19 protein-coding genes are annotated in these 15,235 nt (G+C 33.7%); 16 read left to right on the forward strand and 3 right to left on the reverse strand.

Features of this window, described 5'->3' with window-relative positions; genetic code table 11:
* Window positions 1–93: 93 nt before the first annotated feature.
* Both CCC31_RS01680 and CCC31_RS01685 read left to right on the forward strand, forming a co-directional pair.
* A complete protein-coding gene (locus CCC31_RS01680) occupies window positions 94–1,827 on the forward strand; it encodes a proline--tRNA ligase (RefSeq protein ID WP_118565381.1) in 1,734 nt (577 codons plus the stop codon).
* Window positions 1,828–2,136: 309 nt separating this feature from the next.
* Entirely contained in the window at window positions 2,137–3,450 is a 1,314-nt protein-coding gene (locus tag CCC31_RS01685; protein WP_290849135.1) for a HEAT repeat domain-containing protein, read from the forward strand.
* Between the two features lie 179 nt (window positions 3,451–3,629).
* Here CCC31_RS01685 and CCC31_RS01690 read toward each other — a convergent pair whose 3' ends face one another.
* Together CCC31_RS01690 and CCC31_RS01695 are read right to left on the reverse strand one after the other, a co-directional pair.
* Entirely contained in the window at window positions 3,630–4,679 is a 1,050-nt protein-coding gene (locus CCC31_RS01690; RefSeq protein ID WP_178515284.1) for a site-specific integrase, read from the reverse strand.
* Window positions 4,680–5,173: 494 nt separating this feature from the next.
* Window positions 5,174–5,521: a helix-turn-helix transcriptional regulator gene (locus CCC31_RS01695; protein ID WP_290849137.1), complete on the reverse strand. Its 348-nt coding sequence runs from the start codon at window positions 5,519–5,521 to the stop codon at window positions 5,174–5,176.
* A gap of 185 nt (window positions 5,522–5,706) precedes the next feature.
* Here CCC31_RS01695 and CCC31_RS01700 point away from each other — a divergent pair, with 185 nt between their 5' ends.
* The 10 genes from CCC31_RS01700 to CCC31_RS01745 all read left to right on the forward strand — a co-directional run bounded on the left by CCC31_RS01700 (window position 5,707) and on the right by CCC31_RS01745 (window position 11,039).
* Window positions 5,707–5,901: a helix-turn-helix transcriptional regulator gene (locus tag CCC31_RS01700; RefSeq protein ID WP_290849139.1), complete on the forward strand. Its 195-nt coding sequence runs from the start codon at window positions 5,707–5,709 to the stop codon at window positions 5,899–5,901.
* A gap of 14 nt (window positions 5,902–5,915) precedes the next feature.
* Complete coding sequence (locus CCC31_RS01705; protein ID WP_290849141.1) at window positions 5,916–6,098, forward strand: hypothetical protein; 183 nt, start codon at window positions 5,916–5,918, stop codon at window positions 6,096–6,098.
* A 1-nt stretch (window position 6,099) separates the two neighbouring features.
* Window positions 6,100–6,450, forward strand: a complete 351-nt coding sequence (locus CCC31_RS01710; protein WP_290849143.1) for a hypothetical protein — start codon at window positions 6,100–6,102, stop codon at window positions 6,448–6,450.
* Window positions 6,451–7,058: 608 nt separating this feature from the next.
* Window positions 7,059–7,319 (forward strand): hypothetical protein, encoded by a 261-nt coding sequence (locus CCC31_RS01715; protein WP_290849145.1) that lies wholly within the window; start codon window positions 7,059–7,061, stop codon window positions 7,317–7,319.
* 27 nt (window positions 7,320–7,346) lie between these two features.
* Complete coding sequence (locus CCC31_RS01720; protein ID WP_290849147.1) at window positions 7,347–7,691, forward strand: hypothetical protein; 345 nt, start codon at window positions 7,347–7,349, stop codon at window positions 7,689–7,691.
* A gap of 110 nt (window positions 7,692–7,801) precedes the next feature.
* Complete coding sequence (locus CCC31_RS01725) at window positions 7,802–7,957, forward strand: hypothetical protein (protein WP_290849149.1); 156 nt, start codon at window positions 7,802–7,804, stop codon at window positions 7,955–7,957.
* A gap of 250 nt (window positions 7,958–8,207) precedes the next feature.
* A complete protein-coding gene (locus CCC31_RS01730) occupies window positions 8,208–8,648 on the forward strand; it encodes a hypothetical protein (protein ID WP_290849151.1) in 441 nt (146 codons plus the stop codon).
* A 14-nt stretch (window positions 8,649–8,662) separates the two neighbouring features.
* Entirely contained in the window at window positions 8,663–9,535 is an 873-nt protein-coding gene (locus tag CCC31_RS01735) for a hypothetical protein (protein ID WP_290849153.1), read from the forward strand.
* A gap of 255 nt (window positions 9,536–9,790) precedes the next feature.
* Window positions 9,791–10,156 carry a hypothetical protein gene (locus CCC31_RS01740; protein ID WP_290849155.1) on the forward strand — a complete coding sequence of 122 codons (366 nt, stop codon included), beginning with the start codon at window positions 9,791–9,793 and terminating at the stop codon, window positions 10,154–10,156.
* Window positions 10,149–11,039 carry a sigma-70 family RNA polymerase sigma factor gene (locus CCC31_RS01745; protein WP_290849157.1) on the forward strand — a complete coding sequence of 297 codons (891 nt, stop codon included), beginning with the start codon at window positions 10,149–10,151 and terminating at the stop codon, window positions 11,037–11,039. Before CCC31_RS01740 ends, CCC31_RS01745 begins: the two co-directional genes overlap by 8 nt.
* A 193-nt stretch (window positions 11,040–11,232) precedes the next feature.
* Here the strand turns inward: CCC31_RS01745 and CCC31_RS01750 are convergent, their stop codons facing one another.
* Entirely contained in the window at window positions 11,233–11,769 is a 537-nt protein-coding gene (locus CCC31_RS01750; RefSeq protein ID WP_117908662.1) for a hypothetical protein, read from the reverse strand.
* Between the two features lie 355 nt (window positions 11,770–12,124).
* On the opposite strand from CCC31_RS01750, the gene CCC31_RS01755 reads away from it, so the two are divergent.
* The 4 genes from CCC31_RS01755 to CCC31_RS01770 all read left to right on the forward strand — a co-directional run bounded on the left by CCC31_RS01755 (window position 12,125) and on the right by CCC31_RS01770 (window position 15,210).
* The gene (locus CCC31_RS01755; protein ID WP_022089696.1) at window positions 12,125–12,544 is read left to right on the forward strand and encodes a transcriptional repressor; all 420 of its coding nucleotides are present in this window, start codon (window positions 12,125–12,127) and stop codon (window positions 12,542–12,544) included.
* 81 nt (window positions 12,545–12,625) lie between these two features.
* Window positions 12,626–13,666 carry a metal ABC transporter substrate-binding protein gene (locus CCC31_RS01760; protein ID WP_290849159.1) on the forward strand — a complete coding sequence of 347 codons (1,041 nt, stop codon included), beginning with the start codon at window positions 12,626–12,628 and terminating at the stop codon, window positions 13,664–13,666.
* Between the two features lie 15 nt (window positions 13,667–13,681).
* Window positions 13,682–14,371: a metal ABC transporter ATP-binding protein gene (locus CCC31_RS01765; protein WP_336306647.1), complete on the forward strand. Its 690-nt coding sequence runs from the start codon at window positions 13,682–13,684 to the stop codon at window positions 14,369–14,371.
* Entirely contained in the window at window positions 14,371–15,210 is an 840-nt protein-coding gene (locus tag CCC31_RS01770; protein ID WP_290849161.1) for a metal ABC transporter permease, read from the forward strand. The genes CCC31_RS01765 and CCC31_RS01770 overlap by 1 nt, the downstream gene beginning before the upstream one ends.
* Window positions 15,211–15,235 lie beyond the last annotated feature (25 nt).

Below are 15,235 nucleotides of genomic sequence, written 5' to 3' on the forward strand. Positions count from 1 at the left end.
CTCCCATTGATTTTTTTATAAATATATATTAAAATAAAGCAGTTAAAGACATAGCACATTGTGCCAGAATTTACATTAGTGAAGGAGAGAACGATGAAATTATCAAAATTAGTTGGCGACAGATTTAAAGAAAGACCTGCAAATTGTCAGATTGACAGTCATGCACTTATGGTTAGAGGAGGCTATATTAAAAATGTAGCAAATGGAATTTATTCACAGTTTCCGCCGATGAAGAGAATTTCACAGAAAATAGAAGCAATTATCAGAGACGAAATGGATAAGATTGATGGACAGGAAGTTTTATTCCCTGTTGCATTACCGGGTAGTCTTTGGGAAGAATCAGGAAGATATGAAAGTGTAGGTTCAGAACTCTTAAGATTTACAGACAGAACAGGAAGTAAGATGGTTCTTGGAATGACACACGAAGAAGCATCAGTTCAGTTAGTAAGAGAATACGCTAACAGTTATGCAAAATATCCATTTATGATTTATCAGATACAGACAAAATTCCGTGATGAGGCAAGACCTAGAGCAGGACTTATCCGTGTACGTGAATTTACAATGAAAGATGCATATTCATTTCATACATCACAGGAGGATTTGGAACAGTACTATCACAAGTGCTATGATGCATACTGCAGAATTTTTGCAAGATGCGGAATTCCTGAAGTAGCAGTTGTAAAATCTGATTCAGGTATGATGGGTGGAAATATTTCTCATGAATATATGCTTCTTACACCGGCAGGGGAAGATTCAATAGCAATTTGTCCTGAATGTGGATACAGTGCAAATGTAGAAGCAGCAGAATCAATTGTAGAAAATGAAAACAAACTTCCAAAAGAAGAATTGAAGGAAGTTCCAACACCTCATGCAGGAACAATAGAAGAACTTTGTGATTTCTTAAAAATACCTGCAGAAAATACTGCAAAGGCTGTTGTATATCAGAGAAATGAAGATGACACATTTGTTGTTGCGTTTATAAGAGGAGATTTAGATATAAATGAAGCTAAACTTACAAAGGTAGTAGGTTGTGACATTCATCCGGCTGATATTGTTGATGACAGTGTATTAACAGCAGGATTTATCGGACCTGTTGGTATTTCTGATAAAGTAACTGTGTTCTTTGACAGTTCATTAAAAGGAATTGATTATCTTGTAACAGGTGCTAATAAAGTTGACACTCATTATACAGGATTTAATGTTGAAAGAGACTGTGGAGATGTTGAATATTATGATTTGGCAAAAATTGCCGAAGGTGGAATCTGCCCACAGTGTGGAAAGAAAACAATTACAATTTCAAGAGGAATTGAAGTTGGTAATATATTCCAGTTAGGAACAAAGTATTCAAAGGCTATGAACTTTACATATACTGATGAAAATGGAGAAACACAGTATCCTATCATGGGATGCTATGGTATTGGTGTAGGTCGTATGGCAGCTTCAATTTGCGAAGTAAGACATGATGACTTCGGACCAATCTGGCCAATTACAATTGCTCCATGGCAGGTACACATTTGTTGCTTAAGAAGTGATGATGAAGAATGTAAGGCTTATGCAGATAATTTATATGAAACACTTCAGAATAAAGGCATTGAAGTAATATATGATGACAGAAAAGCAAGACCGGGAGCTATGTTCGCAGATGCCGATTTACTCGGAGTTCCTGTACGTGTTGTAGTAAGTCCAAGAAATATGGGAGAAGGTGTTGTAGAAATCTCAACAAGAGATAAGAGCATTCAGCAGAAGACACCTACAGCTGATGCAGTAACAGAGGTTGAAAACATTATTGCACAGTTAAAAGAACAGATTTATTCACATGTAAAATAGCATTGAGAAATGTAACTTGATTGTTAGTAATTAAAAAGGTTAGAATGATGTATAACATCATTTTAACCTTTTTTATATTATAGCTACTATGCTACATTTTACTTTTTTTATTGTGAATTAATATAGTTGATGATACAATAAATTTAAAATAAATGATAAATTGTATTGTGAAAAACATTAATAAATGACTTAATCTCTGAACAGAACCAGATTGATGTATCAGATAGAATCTGACATTTCAATATGATGTTGTTTGGGGATTTTTTTACAGGAGAATGTAATGAAATTCTAATGGTTGAGGAAGGAACAATGATGAATTTTAAAGAAAAATGTGAGCTGTTGACATATCTACAAGAAAAATCATACGTGGAAGATTTTGATGAAAAAGATTATAGTATATTAAGTGAATTATCTTATGATGAAGATGCCTATATTAGAGCTGTTGTTGCAGAAACTCTAGTAGAGTCTAGTGATGAAAAAGGCGAACAGATATTGTTACGATTAACTAAAGACCATGATTGGCTGGTAAGGACAGATGCATGTGATTCATTGTGCATAAGTGAATCTGTTGATACATATAATCTGTTAAAAGAAATTGCAAAGAAAGATACAAGTGGTTTGGTGCGGGGATATGCAATATTGTCATTAGAAAATATTGCAAATAGAATTAATAGGGAAAATGAGTTGATTGAATTTTTGGAAGAAAGGATAATAAAGGAAAAAGTTCAGTTTACAAGAATAAATACATATACTGCTTTATATAAATTGGGACGAGAGAAATATTTGAAAAATTTATTATCTATGTTTAATTCAAAAAAATATGAGAATAGACATTCGGTAGTTGAAAGTTTACATGAAATTTTTGATGATAGCAATAAAAATGAGATTATTACAGCCTTATTAGAGCATAAGAAAGTTGAAACAGCGGGGTCAGTAATTTATAGAATTAATGATATAATTGAGGAAATATTCTTAATTGATTTAAAGGAAAAGTCAGATGAGAAAGGCATTGATGAGAAAGATTTTTGTAGATTGAAAGAGATTTCAGTCGAGGGAAGTTGTAATAATAGAGGTCTCGCTGCTAGAGTATTAGTTAATTCGAATTTGAAAGAAGGAGAAAAAATATTGCAACGATTAGCTCATGATAATGATCTATTTGTGAGAATGGAAGCATGTGATTCATTATGTAATGGTAAATCCTTAAAAACCTATAAATTACTAAAGAATATAGGAGAAAAAGATACAAGTGGTTTGGTACGAGGATATGCAATAGCATCATTGGGAGATGTAGCGATTGAGATAAATCAGCAGCATGATTTAATTGAATTTTTGAAACGTAGATTGTTAAATGAAAAAGTTGAGTTTGCGAGAATATATATATTTAGTGTTTTATATAGTTTAGGTATAGAAGAATATTTAGCGAATTTATTATCAATGTTAAATTCAAAAAGATATCAAAACAGACAGACAGTAGTTGAAAACTTAAGTGAAATTGTAAATGATAGTAATAAAGAAGTGATACGTACAACATTAATTGAACATAAGAAAATTGAGACTAAATGTTCAGTTATTTCTGAAATTAATGAAGTACTTGAACAGATAGAAAGAGATTGGGATGAATAAAACAAGAAGTTATTATTTGGCAACGGTAATCTGTTTTGGTGGTCTTTTCCTGAAAATTTTGAAATTCCATAGCATAAATATAAAAGAATAATGAACTAAAAATAAAAAAGCACTGAAAAACCTTTATTTATTAGGCTTAACAGTGCTTTTTGTTGTCTATGCGTACCACAATCGTACTATTATTGTTGTAATAACTCTAATTTTTCCGCAACTTCGCTTTGTCTGCTGGGGTATAAATGCCCGTATGTGTTTAATGTTGTAGTTACGTTTTCATGTCCCAATCTGTCAGCTATGAGGGTAGGCGAAAAGTTCATGTGTATAAGCAAGGAAGCATGGGAGTGCCTCAAATCGTGTATTCTTATTCTTTTAATACCTGAAAGTTCAGATACTCTTGTTAACTCATTACTTAATTGTTTCGGGCCAAAGAAAAACATATTTTGTTCGGGTTCATAGCCGTATAAATGTTGTGTATAGTCTATTAAATCATTAACCAAAAAGCGCGGTATGGTTATTTTACGCGTACTTTTGCGTGTTTTAGGTGTCTGGGTAATATATTCGCCATTTACACAAACTTTATTCTTATTTACCGTCAAAACGCCGTTTTCGGTGTCTATATCGTTCATGGTAAGGGCGAACATTTCCCCGAACCTTAAGCCGGTATAAAACAATAGTTCATATATGATTTTATACTCCGGTCTATCTTCGCAGCTTATAAAATGTTTATATTCTTCCAACGTCCAGAAGTCTATACCTTCCCCTTTAACTTTTCCAATACTTCCAACCCTTGCAACCGGGTTAAATGGTAAATTGTAATACTTAACTGCAAAATTGAGGATTGCGGACAAAATACCGTTTACATTGTGTTGAGTGCTGGGAGCTAGTCCGCTGTTTATTATTTCGTTCTGCCACTTTCTAATTACAACCGGGGTTATCTCTGATATTGGTATATCGTTGAAATATGGGGCAATTTTATCATTTATAACAGAGGTTTTTACTACTAGTGTAGTAGGTTTTAGCCTTGTTGCACTATCCTCTAAATAGAGCTGTACAAGGTTTTTAAACGTCATTGAACAATTTGCCGTCATTCTGTTTATAAAATCACTTTCCCACGCTTTAGCCTCTCGCTGGGTATTAAATCCCTCTTTCTTCTTTCGCTTCCTGATGCCCTGCCAGTCTGTATAGTAAAAGCTGCAATACCATTTGCCGTTGTTCATTTTGTTTACTGACATAAAAAAATAACCTCTCTTTCTGTATTTTGGGTATACAAAGTAAAGGTTATCTGCTATAATATTTGCGTATATGATAGCATATGATAGCTTTTTCTTAGTAGATAACCTAACCAGTATATGTATGTAAGTAAAAAGTTTAAAAAGTTCCAGTATTGCGAGTACTGGGGCTTTTTTATTTGCATATTTTTTAAAATTTGATATAATATACTTAACAAAAGGGCAAAAAGTTAGATTAAACCTAACCGCCTTGTTATAAAAGTATTATTAAAATAAACGCCTTTACGGACCAAAGCAAAGGGCGTTTATTTTTTTGTCAAATTATAAACTAGCGTAATAACGGTACAAATAACTATTGTATAGGTAAATAAGTCTTGATATGTAACCATAGCCGACCCCCTTTCTAGCGGTCAGCCATAACGCCCCTTTTGCCCCTCTGGTAAGTATATTATATTTTCAATGTTCGTTCCCGGTATTCGTTCCCGGGAGCAGCTGAACTATTTTTCACGCTTGCTTTTAATAAACTCTATATAGTCTTTTATTTCTTCGGTTTCTTTAGGTGTGAAGTTTTCGCCAGCAAATAAAGCCGAAAAATACTTAATAAGTAAATCATTTTTTGAACGTTCTTTCCTATCTTCCATTAAATCGGAACGTTGGATATTGAAGAACTCACATAATTTATCTATTTTTGACATTCTAGGGGTCATTGTCCCATTGCACCAATTCGATATAGTAGCTTGGCTTACTCCTATATATTCTGCAAGCTCTGCACGTGTGGTGTTAGTTTTATCCATATAATAATTTATATTTTTATAAATAATATCTCTTATTTCTTTTTCTGACATTATATACACATCCTTTTTATTGTAATTACAATTATAAATATATACTTAAACTTAAAAAACGTCAACAAAAAATTAAGTTTAAATTAAAAAAAGTGTTGACATACATATTAAACAACGGTATCATTAACTTAAACTTAAAAAACGTCAATAAAAAATTAAGTTTAAATTAAGAAAGGAGCGACAAAATGAAACTAAGTAAATTAAAAATTGATATTGCAATCGCAAATAGTGGTTACAGTATGCAAGAGCTGGCAAAGCGTGCAGGCGTAAGCCGTCAACGTTGGAATGTCTTAACAAATCAAAAAGAAACACGCCCAGTAAGTGCAGGCAAGATTGCTAGGGCTTTAGGCGTAGACGTAACAGAGTTGTTAGAAGATTAGAAAGGAGCAGAGCAATGGAAAGTTATTTAATTAATGCAAAGGAAACAATGCAGCTGTTGGGAGTGTCTGAGGGCATGGCGTATAAAATCATAGCTCAATGCAACCAAGAGCTGGCAAAAAAGGGATTTATAACCATAAGAGGAAAAGCGCCACGAGTATATTTAATGGAACGTGTCGGAATAGGAGAGGTGAAATAATATGGAATACAAGAACAATAATTTTATTAAATTAAGCAGAACAATACTTGGTTGGGAATGGTACACAGATAAGAACACAAAAACGCTGTTTATACATTGTTTATTAAGAGCAAACTGGAAAAAAGCAAAGTTTAAGGGCGAAACGGTCGAGCGTGGCGAGTTTATAACCAGCTTGCAGAACTTAGCAATAGAGACTGGGCTAACCGTCAAAGAGGTTAGAACAGCATTGAAGCATTTAGAATCAACAGAAGAAATCAAGGTTGAAAAACTAAAATTTGGCAGATTAATAGTTATTGTTAACTATGATTTATACCAAAATAACGGCGTGGGAGAAAACGGTCAGCCATTATAAATGAACCCATAAAAGGGGTTTCTGTAACAGAAACAAACATTAATGTAACAGAAACGCGATAAATGTATACAGAAATTAAAAAAATGTATGCAGAAATCGGAAAAATGCGTGCAGAAATTTAGTTGCAATTATAGAAAATCTATTGTTTTTAGTCCAAAAAACTAAAAAATGTGACTTTTAATAACTTTGTGGGTGGCAAGGTTTTGGCAAGGTTCAAAGCCTTTATTTATCGGTGTTTCAACGGTATGTAAAGATTGTTAGCGACAAGGCTAGGGCAAAAGGGCAAGGTTTTGGGCAAGGTTTTGGGCAAGACTAGGGGCAAGGTTTTGGGCAAGGTAACAACAAGACTAAAACCCTTTGTTTATCGACGTTTCAACGTTTTAATATTTAACTTTGGGCAAGGTTTTGGGCAAGACTTTGGGCAAGGTTTTGGGCAACAATAGAAGAATATAAAGAATATTAAAGAATATAAAGAATAAAAGAAAAGAAAAAAATATAAAAAAAAGATATTTAATCAAATTCCGCAGCAAGGAAACAGCAGGCGTTATAAAAACATAGCTGTTATTGATAAAATATCTTTGAGGTGATTATACCAGAAAGGCGAAGAAATGGAAATAACAAACTTAGAGGTAATAAGCAAAAAATATAATATATATTTGCTTGAAGATAAACAAACGATTGTATTTTTAAATGATCAGACAAAACAACTCAAATTGTCAATAAAAGATAAAGATGATTCAGATGTATTTATAACACTAGTAAAAGTTTTGGCAGAAAAAGACCGGGACGAGCTTTTTTATAATTTTCTCAATGTTAGAGAAATGCCGCCAGTAGTAAAAGCAATACTGAAAGCTATGTTGTTTGATTAGATTTGAGATAAGAGAGGAGTAACAACAATGATAAATATTAAAGATACAGAATACAGAGAAAAAGAACTAACGGAGTTATTGGCAGACACAGAACAAAAAATGGGGGTAAATGCGTGTTTTACGGTTAAGGACGCATATAACAAAGGGCTTGAACGTGGAAAGCGCGAAATAGAGAGTTATATAGAACGATACATAATTGATGAGCTGAATATATCACAAGCTAACTTGCGGGCGTTAAGGTCATATATAACTGATAATACTATTATACCAAGTGAAAATGTAGTTGATTACATATTGTTTGGAATTTGTGACCAGCTGGAAAAAGTCACGGAATACCTCGGATATAAAAAAATGGAAGATTTAGACGAGTAAGCAGCTCCAGAGTGATATTAACAACAACCTAGACCGGGGGAGAGTATGAAAAATGTTAAGAAATGTTAAGGTTTACGCGCGCGTGAGAATTAGAAGAAAGGAGTAAAAGCATGGTAAGGATAAAAGTATCATACGAACACGAAAGCGAGTTATACAAGCTAAAAAGACGGCTTGAACCGAATTTGAAGAGTGTTAAAAAGAGCAACAACCAGCGGGGCAGATATAAAAAGGCTTACATAGAACTTGAAAACATGCATGCTGTTTAGCTGAAAAAGAGACGGTGCAATATATACGTTGTATCGTCTTTTTTTGTTCCCGGCCATGATTTTTTATTGAGATTATATCCAGAATTTGTTATAATATAATTATCGTACAAATGTCATAATCGTTGAGTACCGCACCGTATGGTGTAAGCGTAAAGCGTGGGAAAGTATTAAATTACTTTCTTGCGCTTTTTTTTGTACGTATTCATATTCAATTATCCAAACGCTAACAAGCGGGAAAAGAGGTCAAATAATGGAAAATAATAACATTAACACTGGAGCTAATGCCAAACAAGGTCAGACAGAAGCAACAGGAACAGAAAAAACATTCACTCAGGAGGAAGTTAACCGCATTGTTCAAGAACGTTTAGCACGTTCTAAGGGCAAGGATAACTCCAATAGCGAAGAAAACCAAAGCAAAGACAAAGAAAAGGAATTGCAGGCTAGAGAAATGCGCATATTAGCACGCGAAAAACTTCTTGATGCAGGCATTAAAAACGATTGTTTAGAATTGCTTAACGGTGCAACAGACGAAAAAGACCTTGACAACAGAATAAAAATAATTATGGAACTTACAAAGAGTAAGGAAAATAAAGAAGAACCTCAAAAAAGTGGTTTTATTGCAATCGGAGCGCCGGGCGACCAGCAGGGCGAAAAAGCCGATCCAATAAAAAAAGCTATGGGGTTAATCTAGAAAGGAGTTAAACAGTGCCTAATATTGAATTAGCTACACAATATGCACCATATGTCGATGAAATCTTTGCAAGAGAAAGCAAAATTGATTTACTTACAAATCAGGATTTCAGCTTTAACGGTGCGCATAGTGTAAAAATTTATAAAGTTTCCACTTCTGCTATGAATGATTACGACCGTAACGGCGCACAAAATAGTTATAGCAGATTCGGAACAGCCGCAGACTTAGACGCCACAACAGAGGAATGTACATTAAAAAAAGACCGTTCATTCACTTTTGTAGTTGATAAGCTGGACAACGACGAAACAGCGGGACAGTTGAGCGGTGCTAGTGCATTAGCTAGACAGACAAGACAGGTTGTTGTGCCTGAAATTGACACATATATTTATGATGTTATGACAAAGGGTGCAGGAACAAAGCCCGCAGCCGTAACCCTTACAGTTGATAACATTTACGATGAAATCACAAAGGGTACGGAGCTTTTAGACGATGCCGAAGTACCGGAAACTGAAAGAGTGCTTACAGTAACGCCAGCGGTGTATAGACTTATGAAAAAGTCTAAAGAAATCACAATGGAGACTGAAATAGGTGAAGATATGCGATTAAAAGGTGTTATATCAAACCTTGACGGCATGACAGTTGTTAAGGTGCCGTCGTCAAGACTTCCGAAGAATTTCGGGTTTATGATTAGTCATAAGAGTGCTACGGTAGCACCTAAGAAGTTAGAAGAGTATAGAACCCATCAGGATCCGCCCGGAATTAGTGGCGAACTTGTAGAGGGTCGTATCTGTTACGATGCGTTTGTTCTTGATAACAAGGCGAAAGCTATTTATTATCAGGAAAACAAAGCAGCAGAAGTAGCAGAAGCAGCAGAAGCAGCAGAATAAACAAGGTTAAGAGAAAAACGAGTTTTTCTTATTATATTTAGCCCTTGCACCAGCTGGCGAGGGCTAGCACAATAAAACAAAAAAATTAAAAAATAGAAAGGCAGGTGTAAAAAGCCTCTTTCTATGCTGTAAAAATGATATAAATAGAACAGCAATTTTTACTACTAAATTTTTAAATGTTACAAATTATTACAAATCCTATACCCCTAGAAGTTAATAACTAGGGGTTTTCTTTTTAGTCTGGAGGTGTTTTTTATGAATACTATTAATAAAAAGAGTACCGAAACGGTAGGCGGGAAATTGGCAGGATATAGGCTTGTAGGCATAAGGCTGGAGGTAGTCAACAGCTGGATTGATAAGCTGGAAGATTGGGGCAAAATCGCAGACACAACGGAATATTTAAAGCAAGCATATGCTGAACGTGATGAACTGGAAGCAGAGCAGGAGCAGGCAAGGGAATTTATAAAAAACATATCTAATGAGCGATATAGAATAATGTTTTACCTGTACTATATCAAGGGATATACTAAGCGTGCCATAGCTGAACAGTTGGGCATAACTGACAGATACCTATATAAATTATGGAGTAAAGCAATAAAAGAGGTACAAGCCTATGAGTAACGAAGAATTAGCCGTGTACCTGAAGGAGCACCCGGAAGACAAGGCAAGGCAAGAACTGTTATACTTTCAGGTCGTCAATTATGTAAAAAAATATATTAATCGTTTTTTCCCTGCTGCTGACAAAGAAGACCTACTACAAGAAAGCTATTTTGCTTTAATGAAGACAGTAAAAATGTATGATCCTGATAAAGGCAGCTTTTTAAATTATTTTACATGGTACTTGCGTAATTACTTATCACGCTATATATACGCATCTAATGGTGGAATGTGTGCCATGCTTAACGAATTAACCGACAAGTACGAGAGAACGGTGCGAGACATTGAAAATTTGGGGCAAATACCGACATATGAAACCATAGCCGAAAGAATGGGCGTTGATATTAAAAGGGTCAAAGAATTAGAGAAATACGCAGAGCGCCGTGACTATTCAAGTACCGACGTAAGTATTGGAGAAGATAAAAGTATCTCACTTATAGAACAGCTACAGGACTATAACGCGGATGTTGAAGGGGAAGCCCTCGACAATGTGGAACGTGAAGAGTTAAAGCGTGACATTTGGGAGTGTGTGGAACGTTTACCACAAAACCATGCAGAGGTAATAATAAGACACTTTAAGAACCAAGAACAGTATAAGGATATAGCGGAAGATTTAGAAATAAGTTACCAGCAAGTGACACAACGAAAAATTGAAGCATTTAGGAAGATGAGAGAGGACGCCCGGACAATTAGACAGTTGCGACCATACCTTGACAATGTTAGGGGTGAAGCCTTTAAAGGTAACGGCGTTGGAACATTCAACAGAACATGGACGAGCTCAACGGAACGTATCGCATTAAAGCGGTTAGAACGTGAAAGGTTGCTTGCTGAAATATCGCAATTGTAAGCGTACTAAAAATGTACCACTATATGAAACAGATACAAAAAACAAGGGTAAAATGCAAAGAAATAGAAAGAAAACCCCTTTAAAATAAGGGGGTTCAGATATATAGAAAGTAATACGAATTATAAAAGAATAATGAACTAAAAAAGGATTGATTCTATAATTTATATAGGTCCAATCCTTTTTTGTTATACAATTATCTTCTTCTGGCATATTTGCCTTTTTTCTTATTAGGATTAATCTTCTTTTGTTTTTTCTGAGTACATTCGCCAAAGAAATAAATAATTTTTCGCCCATTTTCTTTATAGTGTTCCTTCACGAACAAAAAGTATATGAAGAAAATTACTCCAATTATCATTATGTTAGGATTCTTATTCATAAACCAAAACATTAGCAATAAAGATACAATGGACAAAATAACAACAATATTAAAAATTGCTGACATAAAAGTAAAACCTTTTATAAAACATAAACCATCCTTTTCGATAATCTTACCAGTGAAAACATTGTTGATTGATGTAATAAAATCCTTTTGTTCATTGCCACTTATGTAATAAGTGCATAATTTTTTCTTTTCTTCATCATAAGAAACATGAACACCTGGTTCTTTACCTTCAAATGTCTCAATAGACCAATATCCGAAAGGCTCTTCGTCATTATAATGTTCTGCTTTTTTTAGTCGGTTTACCAAAGTGTTTAAGGGCATATTAGCCTCGAGATTTACGTATCGCATAAAATCACCTCATATCATTTAGTAACAGGTCGGTGAAGAATTATTAAATAAATAACACTTCGCCAAAACTTAATAAAGATTATAACATATTAAAGATGTCATGGTCAAAAAGTTTAAGCTCACATAAGTTTGATTATGAGTGAGTGAAAGAACTTTTGCCCCTGGCATCAAATTAAATTACAAGATAGCAAATTATACTTCAAAATATAACACGAAAAAAATGAGAACAAAATGAAAAAGATTTTCAAATTCGTTGACTAAAACAAAAAATAAGAGTAAAATGAAAAAGATTTTCAAATTGGATGATAATATAATGTACCAAATATATATATTTTCTGAAAGGCAGGAATATAAAATGAGTGGAAATAAAAATTATAAAACTAAACAGCAAAGTGCCATTATGGATTGTATAAAGACAAATGCTAATGGTTATGTAACAGTTAACGATATATGGAATTACTTAAAAGAACATAATTACTCAGTTGGACAGACTACAATATACAGACATTTAGATAAAATGGAAGAGGCAGGAATTGTAACAAGATTAAAAGTAGAAGGACAGGCAGGAGCATGCTATAAATATTTGAATCCTCAAGAAAAGATTGAAGATGGATTTTACATAAAATGCGAAGAATGCGGGGAGGTTACAAGAATGGAATGCCATCATTTAGAAGAAATATACAGACATATTGGTGATGACCATAATTTCAGAATAAATCCTAAAAAGACTGTATTTTATGGAAAATGTGAAAAATGTCAAAAGTCAGATAAATAGAGTTATATAAAAAACCGGAAGGCAGAAAGAATTATTGAATCTAATAAAAAAGCCGGAAAGCAGGTAAGCAGATTAATGAAAATGAAAAAAATATTAACAATTATCTTATCTATAATTGTGGCAGTATCGTTTAACGGATGTAAAGCTACACAGAATACAGAACCACAGGATGATGCAAGAATAAAGATAGTAACTACATTATTTCCATATTATGATTTTGTAAGAGCAGTTACAAAAGGAGTAGATGGAATTTCGATTACAATGACGGTTGCACCGGGACAGGACAGCCACTCGTTTGAGCCGACACCGAAAGACATAATAAAAATTGAAAATGCAGATTTGTTTATATATAACGGAGGCACTTTAGAAACATGGGTTGACTCTGTTTTAGGGGCATTGTCAAATGATGAACAGGTTATGCGAATGATGGACTATGTTGATGTTATGGAAGAAGAAACGGTAGAAGGAATGGATTTGAGATATGAGCATTCCCATGACCATAGTGAAGAAATGCATAGTCATAGTGAAGAAAGTGAGCATTCATATGACGAAGAAAGTGAACATTCACATGACGAAGAAAGTGAACATTCACATGATGACAAGGAATATGATGAGCATATTTGGACATCACCTGTAAATGCAATGAAGATGGTTGGGTATATATGTGATGAAATGATAAAGATTGACCCTGAAAATGCAGAAATATATAAAGCAAATGCGGATGAATATATAGGAAAAATACAAAACATTGATACACAGATAAGGAAAATTGTAAATAAGATGGACAAAAAAGAAATTATATTTGCAGACAAATTTCCATTATTATATTTTGCAAAAGAATATGGATTAAGTTATTATGCAGCATTTCCGGGATGTGCCGAAGACACAGAGCCAAGTGCAAGAACAATAGCGTTTCTTATAGACAAAATAAACGAAGATAAAATTAATAAGGTTTACTATTTGGAATTAAGCAGTAAGGCAGTGGCAAATACAATATGCGAAGACACAGGAGCAAAGGCATATGAGTTTAACAGTTGTCATAATATAACGGAAAAACAGTTTCAAAGTGGAGTTACTTATGTAGACCTGATGACAAAAAATCTTGAAGTATTAAAAAAATAGAGAGCAGGGATTGATATGATATTTGAATGTGAAAACGTAACGTTAGGTTATGAGAATAAAATAGTTATATCGAATTTATCATTTACAATTGATAAAGGAGATTATGTGTGTATTGTAGGTGAAAATGGAACAGGAAAAAGTACATTAGTAAAAACAATTCTTGGCCTTATAAAACCTCTTGAAGGAAAAATGAATTTAAAAGAAGGAAAGATTGGTTATCTTCCGCAGCAGACAATGATACAGAAGGATTTCCCGGCAAGTGTATGGGAAGTTGTATTATCCGGAAACTTAAATAATAAAAGAAAAATTCCATTTTACACAAAAGCAGACCGACAGGAAGCAATGAAAAATATGGAAAAACTTGGGATAACTAATTTAAAAAAGACATGTTACGGAGAACTTTCAGGAGGACAACAGCAAAGAGTACTTTTAGCTAGAGCATTATGTGCAATGAGCAATGTACTTATTTTAGATGAACCTGTTACAGGACTTGATCCTACAGCAACAAAGGAAATGTATGAATTAATAAAAGAATTAAATGTGAAAGACAATGTTACGATAATTATGGTAACACATGATATTGAAAATGCAGTAAATTATGCTAATAAAATATTGCATTTAGGACGAAAGAAATATTTTTACGGAACTGTAGAAGAATATGAAAAATCAAATACATCAGATGCTTTTTTAGGAGGTAATGAATAATGTCAGTAATTATAGAAATGATGTCATATCCATTTATGCAAAGGGCATTTATAGGTGGATTATTAGTGGCATTATGTGCTGCACTTTTAGGAGTGAGTCTTGTATTAAAGAGATATTCAATGATTGGAGACGGATTATCTCATGTATCATTTGGAGCACTTTCAATTGCGGTAGCATGCGGATTTGCACCAATAAAATTTTCAATACCTGTAGTAATTATTGCAGCCTTCTTTCTTCTTAGAATGGCTGAAAATGGAAAAATGCACAGTGATGCGGCAATTGCAGTTGTTTCAGCGTCAGCACTTGCAATTGGTGTAATTGTTACAAGTCTTACAACAGGTTTAAGCACAGATGTATACAGTTATATGTTCGGAAGTGTTCTTGCAATGTCAAAAGATGATGTGGAAATGAGTGTAATACTTTCGATTATCGTATTAATAGTATTTGTATTTTGCTATCACAAAATATTCGCAGTTACATTTGATGAAAATTTTTCAAAAGCATCAGGAGTTAAAGTGAATTTTTATAATACATTGATTTCTATCTTTACAGCAGTTACAGTAGTAATAGGTGTAAAAATGATGGGAGCGATGCTTATTTCAAGCTTAATAATATTTCCTTCCCTTACATCAATGAGAGTATATAAAAGTTTTTTAAGTGTAACAATATGTTCAGCTGTAATAGCGATGATTAATTTTATTGCAGGACTTATTGCATCATATGTATTATCAATACCGGCAGGTGCAAGTGTAGTAGTGGCAAATTTAATTATGTTTGTTGCGTTCATTATTGTTGGAAATATATTAAATGTAATTCGATTGAGAAAATATAGTAAATAAAATAGAAAAGAAAGGAAAGGACGAG

It is taken from the genome of Eubacterium sp. LMAG:50, assembly GCF_008680265.1.
Lineage (GTDB): Bacteria > Bacillota > Clostridia > Lachnospirales > Lachnospiraceae > Eubacterium_U > Eubacterium_U album.